This is a genomic window from Sphingobium sp. R-21 (assembly GCF_049913335.1).
GTDB lineage: Bacteria > Pseudomonadota > Alphaproteobacteria > Sphingomonadales > Sphingomonadaceae > Sphingobium.
Genome location: NZ_CP184375.1, coordinates 1,460,495 through 1,477,175 on the forward strand (window position 1 = coordinate 1,460,495; position 16,681 = coordinate 1,477,175).

At 64.2% G+C, this 16,681-nt stretch carries 17 protein-coding genes; 2 read left to right on the forward strand and 15 right to left on the reverse strand.

Annotation, left to right across the window (positions count from 1 at the left end; all coding sequences use genetic code 11):
- Positions 1-166: 166 nt before the first annotated feature.
- Positions 167-487: a 2Fe-2S iron-sulfur cluster-binding protein gene (locus tag ACN9MX_RS21135; protein ID WP_133651347.1), complete on the forward strand. Its 321-nt coding sequence runs from the start codon at positions 167-169 to the stop codon at positions 485-487.
- A 2-nt stretch (positions 488-489) separates the two neighbouring features.
- Here the strand turns inward: ACN9MX_RS21135 and ACN9MX_RS21140 are convergent, their stop codons facing one another.
- From ACN9MX_RS21140 to ACN9MX_RS21175, 8 genes are all read right to left on the reverse strand, one after another.
- Positions 490-1,290, reverse strand: a complete 801-nt coding sequence (locus ACN9MX_RS21140; protein WP_363736307.1) for a TIM barrel protein — start codon at positions 1,288-1,290, stop codon at positions 490-492.
- Between the two features lie 7 nt (positions 1,291-1,297).
- On the reverse strand, positions 1,298-2,410 hold the full coding sequence (locus tag ACN9MX_RS21145; RefSeq protein ID WP_363828980.1) for a CaiB/BaiF CoA transferase family protein: 1,113 nt from the start codon (positions 2,408-2,410) through the stop codon (positions 1,298-1,300).
- Positions 2,407-3,888: an AMP-binding protein gene (locus ACN9MX_RS21150; RefSeq protein WP_363828983.1), complete on the reverse strand. Its 1,482-nt coding sequence runs from the start codon at positions 3,886-3,888 to the stop codon at positions 2,407-2,409. The genes ACN9MX_RS21145 and ACN9MX_RS21150 overlap by 4 nt, the downstream gene beginning before the upstream one ends.
- Positions 3,885-4,985 carry a hypothetical protein gene (locus ACN9MX_RS21155; RefSeq protein ID WP_363828985.1) on the reverse strand — a complete coding sequence of 367 codons (1,101 nt, stop codon included), beginning with the start codon at positions 4,983-4,985 and terminating at the stop codon, positions 3,885-3,887. The genes ACN9MX_RS21150 and ACN9MX_RS21155 overlap by 4 nt, the downstream gene beginning before the upstream one ends.
- The gene (locus tag ACN9MX_RS21160) at positions 4,903-5,460 is read right to left on the reverse strand and encodes a UGSC family (seleno)protein (protein ID WP_133651350.1); all 558 of its coding nucleotides are present in this window, start codon (positions 5,458-5,460) and stop codon (positions 4,903-4,905) included. Before ACN9MX_RS21160 ends, ACN9MX_RS21155 begins: the two co-directional genes overlap by 83 nt.
- 95 nt (positions 5,461-5,555) lie before the next feature.
- The gene (locus ACN9MX_RS21165; RefSeq protein ID WP_363736314.1) at positions 5,556-6,320 is read right to left on the reverse strand and encodes an SDR family NAD(P)-dependent oxidoreductase; all 765 of its coding nucleotides are present in this window, start codon (positions 6,318-6,320) and stop codon (positions 5,556-5,558) included.
- An 18-nt stretch (positions 6,321-6,338) separates the two neighbouring features.
- Positions 6,339-7,265: an SDR family NAD(P)-dependent oxidoreductase gene (locus ACN9MX_RS21170; protein ID WP_363828987.1), complete on the reverse strand. Its 927-nt coding sequence runs from the start codon at positions 7,263-7,265 to the stop codon at positions 6,339-6,341.
- A gap of 111 nt (positions 7,266-7,376) precedes the next feature.
- On the reverse strand, positions 7,377-8,078 hold the full coding sequence (locus ACN9MX_RS21175) for a GntR family transcriptional regulator (protein WP_363828989.1): 702 nt from the start codon (positions 8,076-8,078) through the stop codon (positions 7,377-7,379).
- Positions 8,079-8,258: 180 nt separating this feature from the next.
- On the opposite strand from ACN9MX_RS21175, the gene ACN9MX_RS21180 reads away from it, so the two are divergent.
- A complete protein-coding gene (locus ACN9MX_RS21180; protein ID WP_133651354.1) occupies positions 8,259-8,534 on the forward strand; it encodes a hypothetical protein in 276 nt (91 codons plus the stop codon).
- A 120-nt stretch (positions 8,535-8,654) separates the two neighbouring features.
- Here ACN9MX_RS21180 and ACN9MX_RS21185 read toward each other — a convergent pair whose 3' ends face one another.
- From ACN9MX_RS21185 to ACN9MX_RS21215, 7 genes are all read right to left on the reverse strand, one after another.
- A complete protein-coding gene (locus ACN9MX_RS21185) occupies positions 8,655-9,437 on the reverse strand; it encodes an SDR family NAD(P)-dependent oxidoreductase (RefSeq protein ID WP_363828991.1) in 783 nt (260 codons plus the stop codon).
- A gap of 16 nt (positions 9,438-9,453) precedes the next feature.
- The gene (locus tag ACN9MX_RS21190; RefSeq protein WP_363828993.1) at positions 9,454-10,305 is read right to left on the reverse strand and encodes an SDR family NAD(P)-dependent oxidoreductase; all 852 of its coding nucleotides are present in this window, start codon (positions 10,303-10,305) and stop codon (positions 9,454-9,456) included.
- 11 nt (positions 10,306-10,316) lie between these two features.
- Entirely contained in the window at positions 10,317-11,144 is an 828-nt protein-coding gene (locus ACN9MX_RS21195; RefSeq protein WP_363828995.1) for an SDR family NAD(P)-dependent oxidoreductase, read from the reverse strand.
- Positions 11,145-11,275: 131 nt separating this feature from the next.
- A complete protein-coding gene (locus ACN9MX_RS21200; RefSeq protein WP_363736325.1) occupies positions 11,276-11,755 on the reverse strand; it encodes a VOC family protein in 480 nt (159 codons plus the stop codon).
- Between the two features lie 90 nt (positions 11,756-11,845).
- The gene (locus ACN9MX_RS21205) at positions 11,846-13,234 is read right to left on the reverse strand and encodes a DHA2 family efflux MFS transporter permease subunit (protein WP_363828997.1); all 1,389 of its coding nucleotides are present in this window, start codon (positions 13,232-13,234) and stop codon (positions 11,846-11,848) included.
- Between the two features lie 252 nt (positions 13,235-13,486).
- Positions 13,487-13,699, reverse strand: coding sequence for a hypothetical protein (locus ACN9MX_RS21210; RefSeq protein ID WP_133651359.1), 213 nt, complete (start codon positions 13,697-13,699; stop codon positions 13,487-13,489).
- A 56-nt stretch (positions 13,700-13,755) separates the two neighbouring features.
- Positions 13,756-16,647: a TonB-dependent receptor plug domain-containing protein gene (locus tag ACN9MX_RS21215; protein WP_363829000.1), complete on the reverse strand. Its 2,892-nt coding sequence runs from the start codon at positions 16,645-16,647 to the stop codon at positions 13,756-13,758.
- Between the last annotated feature and the right edge of the window lie 34 nt (positions 16,648-16,681).

A 16,681-nucleotide genomic window follows, 5' to 3' on the forward strand; every position in this document is an offset into this window, starting at 1 on the left:
ACCTGCCCGCAGCGGCAAGGCTGGCGCAAGAGCGCGCCGGAGGGATCGCAGACATGATGCCGGACGCCGATTCTTTCCGATGGCGCCAGCCTGGCTTAACGCCCTAAGACAAGGGGACCGCGCGTTTCACCACGCCGGTCATGTGTCCAAGGCCGGGGAAATCATCATGGTCCATGTCACCTTCATCACCCCCTCCGGCGTCGTCACCACGCTGGACGGCGATGTCGGCCAGTCGGTCATGGACATCGGCAAGCGCGCGGGCGTCGAGAATATCATCGGCGAATGCGGCGGCAGCGCGGCCTGCGCGACATGCCATGTCCATGTCGATCCGGCATGGATCGACATGGTGGGGCCGCCGTCCCAGGATGAATGGGACATGCTGGATTTCGCGCATGGAAAGCGCGAGGATTCGCGGCTTTCCTGCCAGATCCGTCTGCGCCCGGCGCTGGATGGCCTGATCGTGCATACGCCCGAACGACAGGGTTGAAGTCAGCCGATCGCTTTCAATGCGGCGATGGCGGCGGCTTCTCCCTCGACGCCCTTCACCTTTGGCATAAATTCCGCCTCGACCAGGCCGGTCCAGCCAATCCGGCGCAGCGCCGCCATGATCGGCGCAAATTCGATGACGCCCGCGCCGGGCTGAACGCGGCCGGGCATGTCGGCGATCTGTACCGCGGCAAGGATGTCCGCATGCGCCAGGATCATCGCCGCCATGTCCTCCCCGCTACAATGGCAATGGCAACTGTCGAGGATCAGCCCCACGCCTGCCGATCGGGCCATGGCGGCCACCGCGTCCACATGCTCCACCAGCACCTGCGGCACGCGTGCCCGGCTCGCCACCTCGACCGCCAGCGCGACGCCGCGTTCCCGTGCCAGCGTCACGGCGCTCGCGAAATTCTCGGTCGCTCGCGCCAATTGTTCCGCCTGGGGTGCACCGCAATCCAGCAGGATCATGTTGATGCAGCCGCCGCCAATGCGCTCCGCTGCGGCCAGGCCGGGAGCCATTGCCGCTTCCATGTCCGCAATGGTCGCCCCCCAGAAAAAGGGCGGCTCCAGCCCTAGCGGATTATGGGTGAAACTGCCCATCGCCATTCCATGATCGCGCAGCGCCATACCCATGGCCTGCTGCACCATCGGCGGGCGTAGCTTCAGTCCATTGTCGGTGATGCCGGCAAAGCCCAGTCGCGCGGCGCATTCGATCTGCGCAACCGGATCGATCGACCCGGCCGTCGCCGCAAGCAAGGGCGCCGCGGGATCGACTATGCCCAGATGCGCCGCCAGCCGGATCAACGCGCCCTCACCTTTCGGCCCAGCGCTTCAGCACCGGCTCGACATCGGTGTGCAGCGGCGGGTTCACCTCCCCGATCCGCCCCGGCGTTTCCGACAGGCGCGGCGCAGGCGCGGCGAGCGCCAGATCGCCCAAGGCATCGTCCGAAACATGAACCAGGCTGGCGCGGGCGCGCACATGGGGGTCAGCCAGCATATCATCCAGGCTGTTGACGGGCGTCACGGGGATGCGCCGGGCGACAAGTTGCTCGACCAGCGCGGACTGCGGCACGGTGGCGATCCAGGCCGCCACCTGCGCGTCGGGGTCGGCGTCGTCTCCCGCTCCACCCGCCCCCTCGCCCGCCGCCAGCGCCACCAGGTCCGCGGCATGGCGTGCGGTGCTGGCGGAGATCGCGACATATCGCCGATCGGCCGTCCGATAGACGTTGCGCAGCACGCCCGGCAGGCGCGACCCCGTCCGTTCGGGCGACCGGCCCGGCTCCCATCTTTGCGCCGCATGGGCGACGATCTGGAGGATCGGTTCATAGAGGCTGGCGTCCACCTGCTGCCCCTGTCCGTTGCGGTCGCGCCAGTACAATGCGGACAGGGTTCCGATCACGGCGCTCATCGCGCCCACGGCATCGCCCAGCGCCACCGACGGCAGCATCGGCGCGCCGTCGGCTGCCCCCATCAGTTCCGTCAGGCCGCCAAAGCCTTCGCCGATCGTGCCCGAACCGGGACGGCCCGCATAGGGGCCGGTTCCCCCGAAGCAGGACAGGGAAAGCATGACGAGGCGGGGGTTGATGGCCGAGAGGACATTCCAGCCGATGCCGCGTCTGGCCAGCACGTCGGCGGGGTAATTTTCAACCACCACATCGGCATGTTCGACCAGCGATTTGAGCCGCGCAATTCCTTCGGCCGAACGCAGGTCCATCGCAACACAGCGCTTCCCGCGCGCGACGAGCGGCCACATCTTGCTGTTGCGGAACAGATCGCCTTCCGGCGGCTCGATCTTCAGGACGTCGGCACCGAAATCCGCCATGATCGTCGCCGCCAGCGGCGCGGCATAGAGCGACGCCATGTCGATGACCTTCAATCCCGCCAGCGCGCCGGGCGGGATGGCGCTGCTCCCCTGTCCGCTCATCCCTTGATGCTCTCCCCTGATGCGTCGGCGAGGAAATTGTCCCGCAGCCGCCGTTTCATGATCTTGCCCGTCTCTTCCCGGGGCAGGACATCGCTTATGACGACATGCCGTGGAACCTTGTATCCCGCGATCCGCGCACGCAGAAACGCCTTCAGCTCGTCGGGCTTCACCCCGTCTTCAGCCTCGACATACGCCACCAGCGCCTCGCCAAATTCGGGATCGGGAATCCCGAACACGGCACAGTCGGCCACGCCGGGATGTTCCAGCAGGGCGGCCTCGACTTCCGCCGGGTAGATGTTGACGCCGCCGGAAATCACCATGTCGACGCGGCGGTCGCAGAGGAAGAGATAGCCCTCTTCATCCAGCCATCCCATGTCGCCGCATGTGATGAGCCCGTCATATTCCACGGCGGCGCGCTTTTCGGGATCGCCGTGAAAGGTGAAGTCAGGCGTGCCGTGGATACGCAGATAGATGTCGCCCGTCTGCCCCGGTCCTGCCCACTGGCCGTCTCCGCCGCGAATACGAACCTCCCCGGTCAGCACGGGTCGTCCGACACTGCCGGGCTTTGCCAACCACTCCTCCGGGCTGATCTTCGTAACGACGCCGGTCTCCGTCGATCCATAGGTCTCGTAGAGCACAGGACCCCACCATTTCAGCATCGCGCGCTTCACCTCCGGCGCGCAGGGGGCACCGGAATGGACGACATGTCGAAGGGTGGAAAGATCATATCGTGTCCGCGCCTCCGGGGGCAGGCGCAGCAGCCTTACGAACAGGGTCGGCACCAGCGCGCTATGGGTGACGCGATGCTTCTCGATGAGGCGCAGGCACTCCTCCGGATCAAACCGCTCCATCACGACCACCGTGCCACCCGCGCCGAAGGTCGCCATCAGGATCGCCTGACTGAAGAGATGATAAAGCGGCCCGGTGACCAGCGCGACATTTCCCGGGGCCGTATCATGGATGATCGAGAGAACCCGCGCGCGCTGCGCCGATTCCTCGCCCGTCGCGGGCAGGCGCCGGACCGCCTTGGGTTTGCCGGTGGTGCCCGAGGTGTAGACCATCGAGGAGCCGAGACCATTGCCATTGCCGGCATGGGGTTCGTGCGCGCCGATCCAGTCGTCATAATCCGGCCAATTGCCCTTCCCGCCCACGGCGATGACGGGCAGGTGGTCCGGAATCTCGTTCCTTATCCCTTCCAGCAGATCGGCATGTCCGATCAGCAGCCGGGGCGTGGCGTCACGCAGCACGTAGCCGATCTCCGCCCCGTGCCAGTGCCAGTTGATCGGCACGCCATAGGCATCCAGCCGGCGAACGGCGAGATTGGCCTCCAGCACGGCAAAATCATTGCGCAGCAGCAGCGCGACCGCGTCGCCGGCGACCACCCCTGCCGCCGCCATGGCGCTTGCCAGCCGCGCTGCCCTGTCAAGCAATTCGGCCCGCCCGCGAACGCGATCGCCGATGATGACGTCACCGTTCATGCAGACGCGACCGGACGCGTAACCGTAAGGCAGGTGCCCCAACTGTGCAGCATCGCCGCGTGCAGGCCGCCCTCTCCTCCCGCAACCATCACCAGAACATCATCGGGACTGGGCACCAGATGAACGCGCCCGTCGGGCTTGATCCGGCCGAGATTGCCGATGGGGTCGCGATATTCGGGCCGAAACCAGTCGATGGGCAATGCGCATTTGTCCCAGATATAGGCCTGCACATCCTCCATCCGGGGATAGGCCCGCGCGATCACCTCTGCCCAGATCGGGTTGATCACGCACAGCGTTTCGGCAAAGGCGGAGGAAGGCAGGAAGCCGTTGGCGCCGGGATAGGCCATGGACTTGGCGATCATGTCCAGGAAGCCGTCGGCGCTGTTCGCCACGACATCGCAGATATTGGCCGTGCCCATCGCGCCATAGGCGGTGACGGCATCCCCCTGAACCCCGCGCCGTTCCGCCAGCGGCGCCCAGGGGGACCGTTCCTCCCATTCGCCGAAGAGGATGCCGGCAACCCGCCCCGGCGTGCCGTAGACGCTTTGCGACGTGGCGCCGATCAACTGGCCCGCCACATTGCGCATGATCAGACGAATGGCTCGGCCGATGGCCACTGCGGGTCCGGCGACTCCACCCAGGCAGCCGGCCTGGCAGGGAATGTCCAGCCGGTTGCGGATCTGGCCGTTGACGATCAGCGCCGGCACCACCGACCCGGTGGTGGCGTTGAGGCCCGCAAGATCGAATTTCGGGTCCGCCATGGCTTCGATCGCGGCGCACAAGAGCGGCATGGACTCGCCCGTACAGCCCGCCATGACGGCGTTGATCGCGATCTTTTCCACCGTGCATTCGGCGCGCAGCGGCGGCAGCACGGCAATCAGCTCGTCTGGAAATCGCCCGCCTGCGATCAGGAAATCCTGCACCCGCGCCTGCGTCGGCGGGATCAGCGGCAGCCCGTCCCCCCACCCCTGCGCCATGGCGAAATTGTTGAAGGCGACAATATCGTCGTCGACCTCATGCCGCCGACTGCTCAGCCAGTCCGCTTCGCACCCCGAAATCCCGCAGGAACGATCGATAGTGGTTTCTTGCAATGTCATGGACCTGCTCTTTCGGAAGGATATCGAGAGGATAGGGAAGGATGTGAAGGCGCAGACCCGATCGTCCGCCGCGCTTCGCCAGATTCCTGGCCAGACCTTCGAAATGGGCGGTGGCCACCGCGATGGTCGGCATTCCGGTGGCGGCCGCCGTCAGCGCGTCAGCGATGGTCCAGCTTGTGCAGGACCCGCAATTGCCCAGGCCGACAATGGCCATGTCGCTCTGCGCCAGCAACGCCTGATATTCACGGTCGGCCTGTTCGCCTTCCTCGCCGGTGCGGCCGCAGCTTCGCCAGAAGGTCACCTCCGCGCCTTCGGCGCGCAGCCTTTCGGCCCATATTTCACTGACCCAGTCCCAACTGCGCCACAGCATGTCGATGCGGATCGCGATCTTCCTGCCTTGAAGATCGCCCGCAGGGGGACCGGGATCGGCAATATCGTGGACCAGCGATGCGGTAGGATCGAGAATAATCGTCATGGGAACACCTCCAGCACTTATTTGCATGTTGCATGCAAAATATCAAGCCTGTTGATGATATATGTCAGGACGAGGCTGGTGCCGTGCCCCTCCGGTCAGCGGTCATAGAAGGCACGCCCTCCGTCCACGTGCAGTGTGCGGCTGGTGATGTAGCCGGCATTCTCGCTTGCCAGAAAGACGATGAGGCCGCCGACATCCTGCTCCCCCTCGCCCATTCGGCGCATCGGGATCATCGATAGCTGATGTTCGCGCTCGGCCTCGCTCAGGCTTTGCCACCAGCTGTCGAACAGCGGCGTCGCAACCATGGGGCAGACGGTATTGACCGTGATTCCATATTTGCCCCAGCCTGTAGCCGCAGTCTTGGTAAGCCCCCGGACGCCCTCCTTGGCGATCGCATAGGCGCCCACTTCCGGCAGGCCCATGGTCGCCCCGCCAGAGCCGAAATTCACGATCCGGCCGCCCCGCGCCTTCATCGTGGGGAAGCACGCCTGCATCATGTAGAGCGAGCCGTGGATCGCCGACCGCAGGACGAGGTCGAGATTGGCGTCATCCACATCCTCGATCGGCCGGTTGTCGGTCGATACGGCGTTGTTCACCAACAGCCAGATGGGGCCGAGTTCCGCCTGGGCGCGCGCCACGGTGGCGTCGACCTGCGCGCGGTCGGTGACGTCGCACGGCGCGACCATCGCGCGCCCACCGGCCGCCTCGATCTGCGCCCGCGTGCGTTCCAGCGTCTCAACCGTCCGTCCCACCAAGACGACGGCCGCTCCCGCCTTGGCGACTGCAAGCGCGATGCCCACGCCCATGCCCGATCCACTGCCGGTGATGAGCGCGACCTTTCCTTTGAGCGGTCCTTCCATATCTTGTCCTCCTGCTGTTCAGAACAGCCCCGCCCTGCCGCCCGTCCAGGGAATGTAGGCGAAATAGCGCTCTGTCTGCGCCCACAGGGTGGGGATGATGGTGGGTTGGCTCAGGTCGCGGATCAGGTCGATATTCGCGGCGATGCTCTCCGGCGTGATCGCCGGATCGAACAGACCGTCATTGTCGAAGATGGCCAGCCGCGCGACGCGCCCTCCCCCGACGTTGAAGACTTCGCCGCTGAAATCCAGTTCCTCGCTGCTCAGATAGGCGATCAGCGCCGATACCTTTTCCGGCTGGAAATGGGTTCGGTACCAGAGCGCCAGATCCTCATGCGATGTTTCCGTCAGGCGGGAGGCGCCGGTCGGGAAGACTCCGTTCACCAGGATATTATGCGGTCGCCCGTCAAAGGCGGCGTCATGGGTCAGCCCCAGCAACCCGGCCTTGCCCGCCGCATATGGGCCCAAATGCCCCGCCCCCAGCACCGCCGATGACATGACATTGACGATCCGGCCGAAACCCTGATCGCGCATCAGCGGCCAGACACGCCGCAACAGCATGTAGGGTCCGATGAAATTGGTCCGCAAAACACCTTCGATCTCTTCATCGGCGAAGGCATCGGGTTCGCCGATCAACGATCCCCCGGCATTGTTGACCAATATGTCGATACGGCCGAAAGCATCCAGCGCGTGCTGGACAATGTCCCTCGCGGATTCGCCCGTGCCGACCATGGCGGCATCCGCCTCCGCCTCGCCCCCTGCCGCACGGATTTCTTCCACCACCGACTGCGCATGGGAAATGCTGCCCGGAGTCAGGGTCGATTGCGCGCCGCCATAGTCGTTCACCAGCACCTTTGCTCCGCGCGCGGCGAGCAGGAGCGCATGGGTCCGTCCCATTCCCCGTCCGGCGCCGGTGACAATCGCGACGCGTCCATCCAGTCGAATCATCCCCGGTTCCTCCTGTCAGTCGCATCAGTATACATGCAACATGCAGAGGATCGACTGGCCCGGCGCATGGGCGTTCAAGCATCGCCTATGCGGTGAACACGCTGTGGACCGTTATTCAGCCTGTCCGGCTGACCGTTGCTGGAAAGTGCGCGTTCGCTCGATATGGGCGCGCATGTGGCGTTCGGCAGCGTCGGGATTGCCTGCCTCTATGGCATCGATGATCGCCTTGTGATCACGCAATACTGCACGGCCGCTCCATCCCCGCGCGCGCGACAGGCGGCTGTTGAGAACCCGCAACTGCTGATCGATCTGCACCAGTTGACGCGCCAGACGCCCATTGCACGCCCCCTCGCGGATCATGCCGTGAAAGGTAGCGTCCAGTTCGACATGGCCGGCCAGATCATTTTGCGCGACCACCGCCTCATGCTGCGCGAACAGCGCCTTGAGTTTGGCGATGCCATCCGCATCCATGCGCTCGGCTGCGCGGCGCACCGTGACGATCTCCAGCCCTTCGCGAATATCCAGCAGGTCGAGAATGTCGCGGGTACCGCCCGCGATCACGGCGACGCCGGCGCTCGCCCGCGGCTCCACCAGCCCCTCCCGTTCCAGGGCGATCAGCCCTTCCCGCGCCGGGGTCCGGCTGACGCCAAGCCGCTTGGCGATTTCCGGCACGCTAAGATGCGTGCCGGGAGCGAGGGCGCCCGACAGGATCGCGCTGCGAAGTCGATCAGCCACCATTTCCGTCAGGGCTTCCGGCCGAGCCAGGGGTTCAAGCTGTCCCGACGCATCGGCATGTCGCTGTTCATTATGCATGCAGGTTCCATGCTCTGAAACCCGACGAAATTCAATGCCGACATCGCCGCCCAGCCCGCCGCTGCAAGGCCGGCCGGCAGCATCGTTCATATAGGTGATCGCTTGGCGGCAACCGCGCTTTGATTTTGTTCCCGCCCGAACAACATGATAGCAGCCCGCCAGATCAGTTATGAGGCATATATGAAATATCTTTTCTCGCTTGCGGCCGCCCTTTCCCTTTCCTCCGTCGCGATCGCGCAGGAGGCTCCCGCCATCAAGACGCGCACCATGGTCAAGACCGCCGATGGCGTCCGCGTCGGATTCATCGACCGGATCATCCAGAATGGCGAAGGCGCGCCGGCATCGGTTCAGATCATCTACAGGGGCCGCTTCGTCTCCATCCCGGCCGCGACCCTGTCCGCCGGCGACAAGGGACTGGTCACAAGCCTGACCGCTGAGGATCTCAAGAAGCTCTGAAGCCACGAGCTACCGCATTGGCGCAGGCGATCGGCCACGGCCGGCCGCCTGTCATGCATCAGGGGAAGGAGCTGGACGGCCTCGCCCAGCTGTTCGCGGCCATGCTGGTCCAGCCCTTCGTCACCGCTCCGCGCCGGGTTCGAAGATCGCGGCCGTCAGATGCTGCCCGCCATCGGCCAGCACGCGGTGGCCCAGAATGAAGCAGGCTTCGTCCGACACCAGGAACATCGCCGCGCCGCCAACATCCTCCACCGGATCGGCGAGGCGCGGCATCGCCGTATTGGCGATCAGCGTCTCGACGCTTCTGCCCTTCTTCGCCCGATACTCCGCAAAGACCCCGATATCGGGCACTGCCGCCTGCAGGAAATTGACGAGTATGCCGTCCTTCCCCCATTCGACGCCCGCCGACCGGCTGAGCCCGGTCAGCGCGAAATCCATGGTGACGGCATCCGACACGCCCTCGTTCGCCGTCGGACCATAGATCGACCCCAGATTGACGATGCGTCCGGTGCCTGCCGCCTTCATATGAGGATAGGCGGCCTGCATCATGTTGAGCGCGCTGAGCAGCACGTCGTTGAACGCCGCCGTGAAGTCCGGCGCCGCCTGCCTGTCTGCCAGCCGGTCCCACTTCAGAGCCGCGTGGGCGCCGTTCAGCACTATGTCGATCCGGCCATGCGCCTGCACCACGGCATCGGCCAGCGCCCGCGCGGCGGCTGGATCGGCAAGGTCCGCGCTGCGCGCTTCCGCATCCGGGATGGCGCGCGCAGCCGCCTGCGCGGCGTCCTGATCGCGGTCCACCAGCACAACCTTCGCACCTTCCCGGGCGAAGCGGCGGGCAATGCCCTGGGTCAATTCATTGGCCGCGCCCGTGACGATCGCGACCTGCCCTTCGATCAATCCCATCCTGTCCTCCCCGCGCTCAAACCGTCAGTTCGACGGCGGCCTGGCTGTGGCCCTTGTGGATATCCGTGCCCTCCTCATGCATCTGGAGCGGTGCGGTCGCCCATACGCCGCCGTCGACGCAGAAGACCTGCCCGGTGATGAAGCGGCCATTGTCGCTGCAAAGACCCAGCACCGCGCCGGCAATGTCGACCTCGCAATCGCCCATGCGACGCATCGGGAACTGCCGCACGCTCGCTTCGGCCATTTCCCGGTTCTGGTCGGCCCAACTCTTGTAGGCCCAGCTATCGCCCGCCGGCGTGATGCAGTTGGCCGTGATATTGTCCTTGCCAAACTCCCGCGCGGCGCTGCGCGTCAGCGCCTCATTGGCAGACTTGGTGATGTTGTAGTCGCTGGCATAGGGTTGCCCCCAGATGTTCCAGTGGCTGGAAAAATAGATCAGCCTCCCGCCGCCCACCTTGCGCATGTGTGGAACCGCCGCACGACTGGTCCAGAGCGACTGGTAGAAACCAGTCATCAGCGTCATCGTATAGTCAGCATCCGGCTTGTTCTCTATCGATCGGACCGGCGCGATCCCCTGAGCATTGTTGACGACGATGTCCAGTCGGCCGAATTGTTCGGCCGCATTGTTCACCAGATCTTCCATCTGCTGCCGATTGCCGACATCGGCGGCGACGAAGCGGGCCCGATCCGCCGCGCCGGGGATGCTGGCGATCAGCGCCTCATTCTCCCGGTTATTCTCCGGGCTGCGCGAGCAATAGACCACCGCAGCCCCCTCCTTGAGGAAGCGCAGGACGATGCCCTGCCCTATGCCCTTGGTCCCGCCGGTGACCACCGCCACCTTGCCGTTCAGCCGTCCATGCGTCTGCATCCCGTCTCTCCTCACGCTGTCTCGACCAGCGGCTTGCCCGCCGCCATGCGCCACATATCCGCGACCACCGGCAGGTGGATGGTCTGTCCGCCGTCGACCGCCAGCAACTGACCCGTGATGTAGCGGGCCGCGTCCGACAGCAGGAACAGCGCCGCCTGCGCTATATCGTCCGGCTGACCCAGATAAGGCAGTACATTATTGTCCAGGGTCATCTGAAAGAACTGATCGCCCATGTTCCGCGTCGTGGGCGTATCGATGAAGCCGGGCGCTATCGTGTTGCAGCGGATGCCGCGCCTGCCATAGGCGGTGGCGATCGATTGGCTGAGGCTGTGCACCGCCGCCTTCGACGCCGCATAGGCGGGGACGGTGCCCAGCGACAATATGCCGGCGGTCGACGAGATATTGACGATCGCGCCACCGCCGCGCTTCAGCATCTGGGGTATGCAATATTTGGCGGCCAGCATCGGGCCGCGCAGATTGATCTCCAGCGCCCGGTTCCAGATTGCGGCATCCATCTCGTGGATTTCGCCGTCCGCGCCGGTCTGTTCGGGTGCATTGTAGGACACGGTGTTGTCGAGCAGGTCGACGCCGCCGAAATGTGCGACGGTCGCTTCGATCGCCGCCCGCACCTGGCCCTCTTCCCGCATGTCGGCGCGCAATGCCAGCGCCCGCCCGCCCGATGCCGTTATGGCATCCGCCGCCGCGCTCGCATTGCTTTCGTCCAGATCGGCGATCATCACGGCCGCACCTTGCGCCGCGAGCAGTTCCGCCGTCGCCCGGCCGATCCCCGATGCGCCGCCCGTGACGACAGCCACCTTGCCCGCCAATATCGGCTGCACGACTCTCTCCTTGTATATGTTTCGCCAAGTTTATTATATTTTCAGCGAATACAGTCAATATGCCAATTATTCGTGCAAATATTCGTATTCAATTCAGAGATGTTCGCGCATCGAAGGAACGATCGTTCTTATCACCCCGTCATGTTACGCGGCACGGCGCCAAAGAAGGCCTTTCCGCCCTCGTCCAGGCGGATAAATTCTGACCAGACTCCCAGATCGCGGCGTGTGTCCGCGTAAATATAGTCGAGAGCGCCCGGCATCGAGCCGGCCATGGGCACATCATAACCCATGTCCCCAAGGCGATCGAGCATCGCCTGATGATCGTCGATCAGATATCCGAAATGGTGCAGCCGGATCGGCCCGGCGACGGGAGGAAGATGATCGTCATAGATCGTCTTCTGCATGGGATCGGGCTCGATGATCTCCGTCATCACATTGTCGATCCAGGCGAGCGCTATGCGTCGGGTGGGCGCTGGCCGGCCGTCGATCGCCGGAGGATCGTTCACCATGAATTCGACCGCGCCGAACCTGTCGCGGAACGCCGCGACGGCCGCCTCCACATCGCGGGTTACATAGCCGAACTGGAAGAAGCCCTTGAAGAAGTTCTGCACCCATGCCTCCATATCCGATGTCGCCATCGAATTTAAAGGTACGCGTAAGAACCTATATTGGCAAGCCGGCGCGGCGTTCCGCTCAGCCGCTCATGCCTGGTCGAGGGCCTGGGCCGGAGGGGAGGAAGTGCCGGCATCTGGCCGCAGGAGCCGGTTCGTGAAGGTCGCGGAAAAGGCCACCAGGCCGATAAGGATGAATATCCCGCTGAAATTGGCCGCGTCCATCGAACCCCGGAGTTCGAGCAGGCTGGCGGCGAAGCAGATGCCCAGCGACAGGCTGATCTGCTGGAATGTCGCATAGAGGCTGGTCGCCGCGCTCATTTTCGACTGGTCGACATCGACAAAGGCCAGCGCATTGTACCCGGTGAACAGCAAGGACGTGAAAAATCCGGATATGAGCAGCACCGCGCCCAGTGCAGGCTGGGGCCAGGCCGGACTGAACAGGGCACAGCCGCTGATGGCGATTGCAGCCGCCACGCTTCCCGCCATCAGGCATGCACGATAGCCGAACCGCTGGATGACCGACGGCGCGATCGGCTTCATGGCCAGGGCGCCGATCGCTGTCGCCGCCATGATCGTGCCCGCCTGGGCTGCGGAAATGCCAAAGCCGATCTGGAAAAGCAGCGGCAGCAGGAAGGGTTGCGCGCCCTGCGCGATGCGGGTCAGCGTGCCGCCCGCCACGGAAAGGCCAAAGGTGCGGATGCGCATGAGCGAAAGATCGAGGATCGGGTCTTTCGTTCGACGGGCATGCACAAGATAGGCGATGAAGAACAACGCGCAGCATCCCAGAAGTGCGATGATGACCGGCAGCCCGACAGCATGGCTGCCAAGTTCCAGACCGAAGATGAGGCATCCGAGCGCCAGTCCCGACAAAACGAAGCCCCGCGCGTCGAACTGCGCCACGTCGTCTTCCCTTATCTGGGGAATGAGCCAGATCGCCAGCGCCAGCCCGGCCGCGCCGATCGGGATGTTGATGTAGAAGATCCAGCGCCAGTCCAGATAGGTCACGATCAGCCCGCCCAGCGGTGGTCCGACGATAGGCCCCACCAGGGCCGGCATGACGAGCCATGACAAGGCGGCGACCAAGTCATCCCGGCTGACGCTGCGCAGCAGGACCAGCCTGCCGACCGGCACCATCATGGCGCCGCCGATACCCTGAAAGAAGCGCGCGCCAACCAGCGTCGGAAGGCTGTTCGACCAGGCGCAGGCAACCGACCCCGCCATGAAGATGGCGATCGCGCTGCAAAAGATGGTGCGTGAGCCGAAACGATCGGCCGCCCAGCCGCTGGCGGGAATGAATGCCGCGAGCGCGACGAGATAGGATGTGAGCGCGAGGCTGAGGCCCGAAGCCGGGATACCGAAATCGCGCGACATGGCCGGCAGCGCGATGGTCAGAACGGTGGCATCCAGTTGCTGCATGAACAGGGCGAAAGCCACCACCAACGCAATGACGCGATAATTCCGCCGGCGCTCAGACACTCTTTTGCAAACTCATGCTTCCAGACCGTCGACCGCCCGAACTGTACCAGTGCCTTCATAGGCCATGTCGCGGCCGAAAGATATGTTCCAGGCGGAAAACCGTTTCCCGCTTTTCCGCACGATGCTGTGGGTTCTTTGTTGTCGCATCCTTTGCGCGGAAAACCGGTTCCCACTTTTCCGCACGATGCTGTGGGTTCTTTGTTGTCGCATCCTTTGCGCGGAAAACCGGTTCCCACTTTTCCGCACGATGCTCTACGTACCGCTCTTGCCCAGGATACGCTGCTCCAGCCGCTCCGCGACGGATTTGCGTATCGGGTCGCCGGCGCGGATCTTTCGCCAGGTATTGTAGCTGATTCCATATTGCATCATCAGCACGTCGCTCGTCTGGCCCAGCATGCCAGAGAGCATATGATCGACCACATGCCTGGATACGGGTCGCATGGTCGCAAGACGGTCGATGGTCATTTTCCATTCCCCGGATTGGCGGGGAGCGCGACGGGCCGGACGCGCTCCCCAAAGGATCAGAAGGATATGCGGACACCCGCCGTGATATAGCGACCTATCGGATCATAAGCGCTGCTGGCGGCCGTGGTGAACGTCGTCACCGGCGGAGGCGACAGCGGGGGATCGCGGTCGAACAGATTGGCCACGGACAGATAGACCTGCTGCTTGCCGCCGCCCATGTGGAGATTATAGGTCGCCGTGACATTGGTGTAGAACACCGCGGGCGTGCTGTTGTCGTTGATGTCGATGCCCTCTATCCGCGTGGCATCCAGCTTTGCTGCGCTGATGAAACGCTCCTGCACGAACAGCGAGAAGGCTTCGTTCGACCAGTTCGCCTGAAGCACGCCGCTCCATTTCGGCGTGATCGTCTCGCCCAGCGCCTCGCGCACCGGAGACCCGGGAGTCTGCGAATTATTTTCCGTCGCATGATTGCCGATCAGACGCACGTTGAGATTGCCGCCGGCAAAATCGGTCTTGTAGCCGATTTCGAAGTCGATGCCGGCGACGGTCTGCTCCGCCAGGTTGAGGTTGGGGCGCAGGATGCTGAGCGATCCCGAAGGCAGCACCGTGATGTTCGCGCACTGGGCCTGGTTGCCCGCCGCGCATTCGTCGACCACCCGCTGTTCCGCCAGCGTGGTGATCGCGTCCTTGAGCTTGATCTTGTAATAGTCGACCGACGCCTGGAAGCCGGGGAGCCAGCTCGGCTGATAGACGCCGCCGAAGGTGATGGTCCTCGCCCGTTCAGGTTTGAGATTGGGGTTGCCGGTGGCGAAATTGACCTGCGGCGTCGTCACGCCATTGTAGACCACATTGCCGTTCAACTGCGTCGCGGGGTTGAACAGTTCGAGCAGGTTGGGCGCGCGAATATCCTGCGACCAGGTGCCGCGGAAGCGGAGCGCGTCGTTCAACTGCCAGCTGCCGCCCAGTTTCCACGTCGTCGCCCCGCCCGACGTGCTGTAGTCGGCATAGCGGACCGCTCCATTGAGGTCCAGCGACTGGGCGATCGGGCTGTCCTTGAGCACGGGCACGGCAATTTCCAGATAGCCTTCGCGAATGTCATATTCGCCGGAAAAAGGCAGCGGATTGAAGAAACGATAGGGCCCTTGCCGCCCCTGAAGCGCGGCCGGGCCACCGCGAATGCCGGTGAAATCGATGCGCGTGGGGGACAGGGCATCAGTCGTCTGCTTCGCCGTCTCCTTGCGATATTCGACGCCGGCCGCGACCGAGATCGGTCCGGCAATTTGCAGATTGTCGCCCAGATCACCCCGGATGTTGATCGCGGCGACCTGCTGGCGCAGTCGCAGGTTCAGGACATTGTCACCGGTCACATAGTCGGTGATCGCCTGATTGGGGGCCTGCGGTCCGAACAGATTGCGCGGGGTGCAGCCCGGATCGAGGCCGGCGAGCGTCGAACGGCAGACAATCTGTCCGGCCTGGTTCCGCACGGCATCGGCCGAAGCATAGAGATTGCGCGCGATGGTGAGGTTGTTCGACCGCAGTTCCTGGTCCGACTGGCCAAAATTATAGGATGCGTCCCATTTCCATGTGCCGTCAAGCTCACCGCGCACGCCGATCGATCCGTGATAGACGTCTATAGTCGATTCATTCTCGACCAGCGGCAATTCGCCCTCGAACCGGCCGAGCTGGAAGGACTGGACATTGGCCGCCACCATGCGGGCCAGGATGTCCGCCGGCAGATAGGCGTTGTCGCGATAGATGGTGTAGGCCGCGTTGGAACCGACATTCTGGCTGACGAAAGCGCCCTGATTGGTATGGCTGCGGGCGTAGAGTCCCTCGACGAACAGCGTCGTGGCGGACGACAGGTCAAATTCGGCGCGGGCAAAGCCGTTATAGCGCTCCTGCGTCGGTTGAAGGCCGATATTCGCCCTCGCGCCGTCGCCGCCGCTCTGGAAAGCCGTGCCGGTGATCGTGCCATAATCGAAAGGCGCCGAAACGCCGTTGGCGAGGAATTGCGTGCCGCGCAGCGGACCGGCGCTGATCAGGCCACCATAGGTGCCGATCGAGCTGCGGATCGAGGGGATGATGAGGTTGAGCGGGCGAGCGCCGGCCACCGGGTTGACGATCTGCCCGGCATTGTCGTCGAACCAGTCGCGATGCGTCCTTTGGTCGGCGCGCAGCCCCTTCTGGTAGAAATAATCGATACCCGCGACGAAACGGAGCCGATCGTCCGCGCCCGCGGTGCCGAAGGCAAAGGAACCGCCGAACGAGGGCAGATCGCCATGGGTGGAAATGCCCGTCAGCGCCTCCGCCTTGAAGCCCCGCAATTTCGTGTCGAGCACGAAGTTCACGACGCCCGCCACCGCGTCGGAACCATAGGCCGCCGAAGCGCCGCCGGTCACGACATCGACGCGGCTGACAAGGCCCTGCGGAATGATGTTGATGTCGACCGAACCGCCGCTGTTGGTGGCGGGCAGGCGCCGGCCGTCGAGCAGGATCAGGGTCCGCTGCGCGCCCAGGCCGCGCAGGTTGAGCAGATTCTGGCCGCTGCTGCCGCCGCGGCTGTTGGTGGTTGACGGACTGGACGTCTTGGTGCTGCCGTTGAAGGCGGGCAACTGGTTAAGGCCGTCGGCAAGGTTGGTCGGCGCGGCCACGCGCAGTTGCTCGGAACTCGCCATGGTGACTGGCGTCGGCGTCTTGAAGCCGTTGGCGACGCGGCTGCCGGTGACGACGATCGATGCGTCGTCGACAGAAGCGGCAGCCGGATCGGCAGCCACATCCTGGGCCGCCACATCCTGCGGCGCCACATCCTGCGTCACGGCCGGATCAGCAGCAGGCGCGGCTGTCGCGTCCTGCGCCGCCGCGCCCGAAGGCGTCATCACGGTCAGCGCCATCGCCAGCGGCATCAACGCCGCCCCTTGCGCGAAAAGGCCCTTCAGTTGCTTGTGCATCAATAGTCTCCCAGATCTTATATTGTCAGGTTGA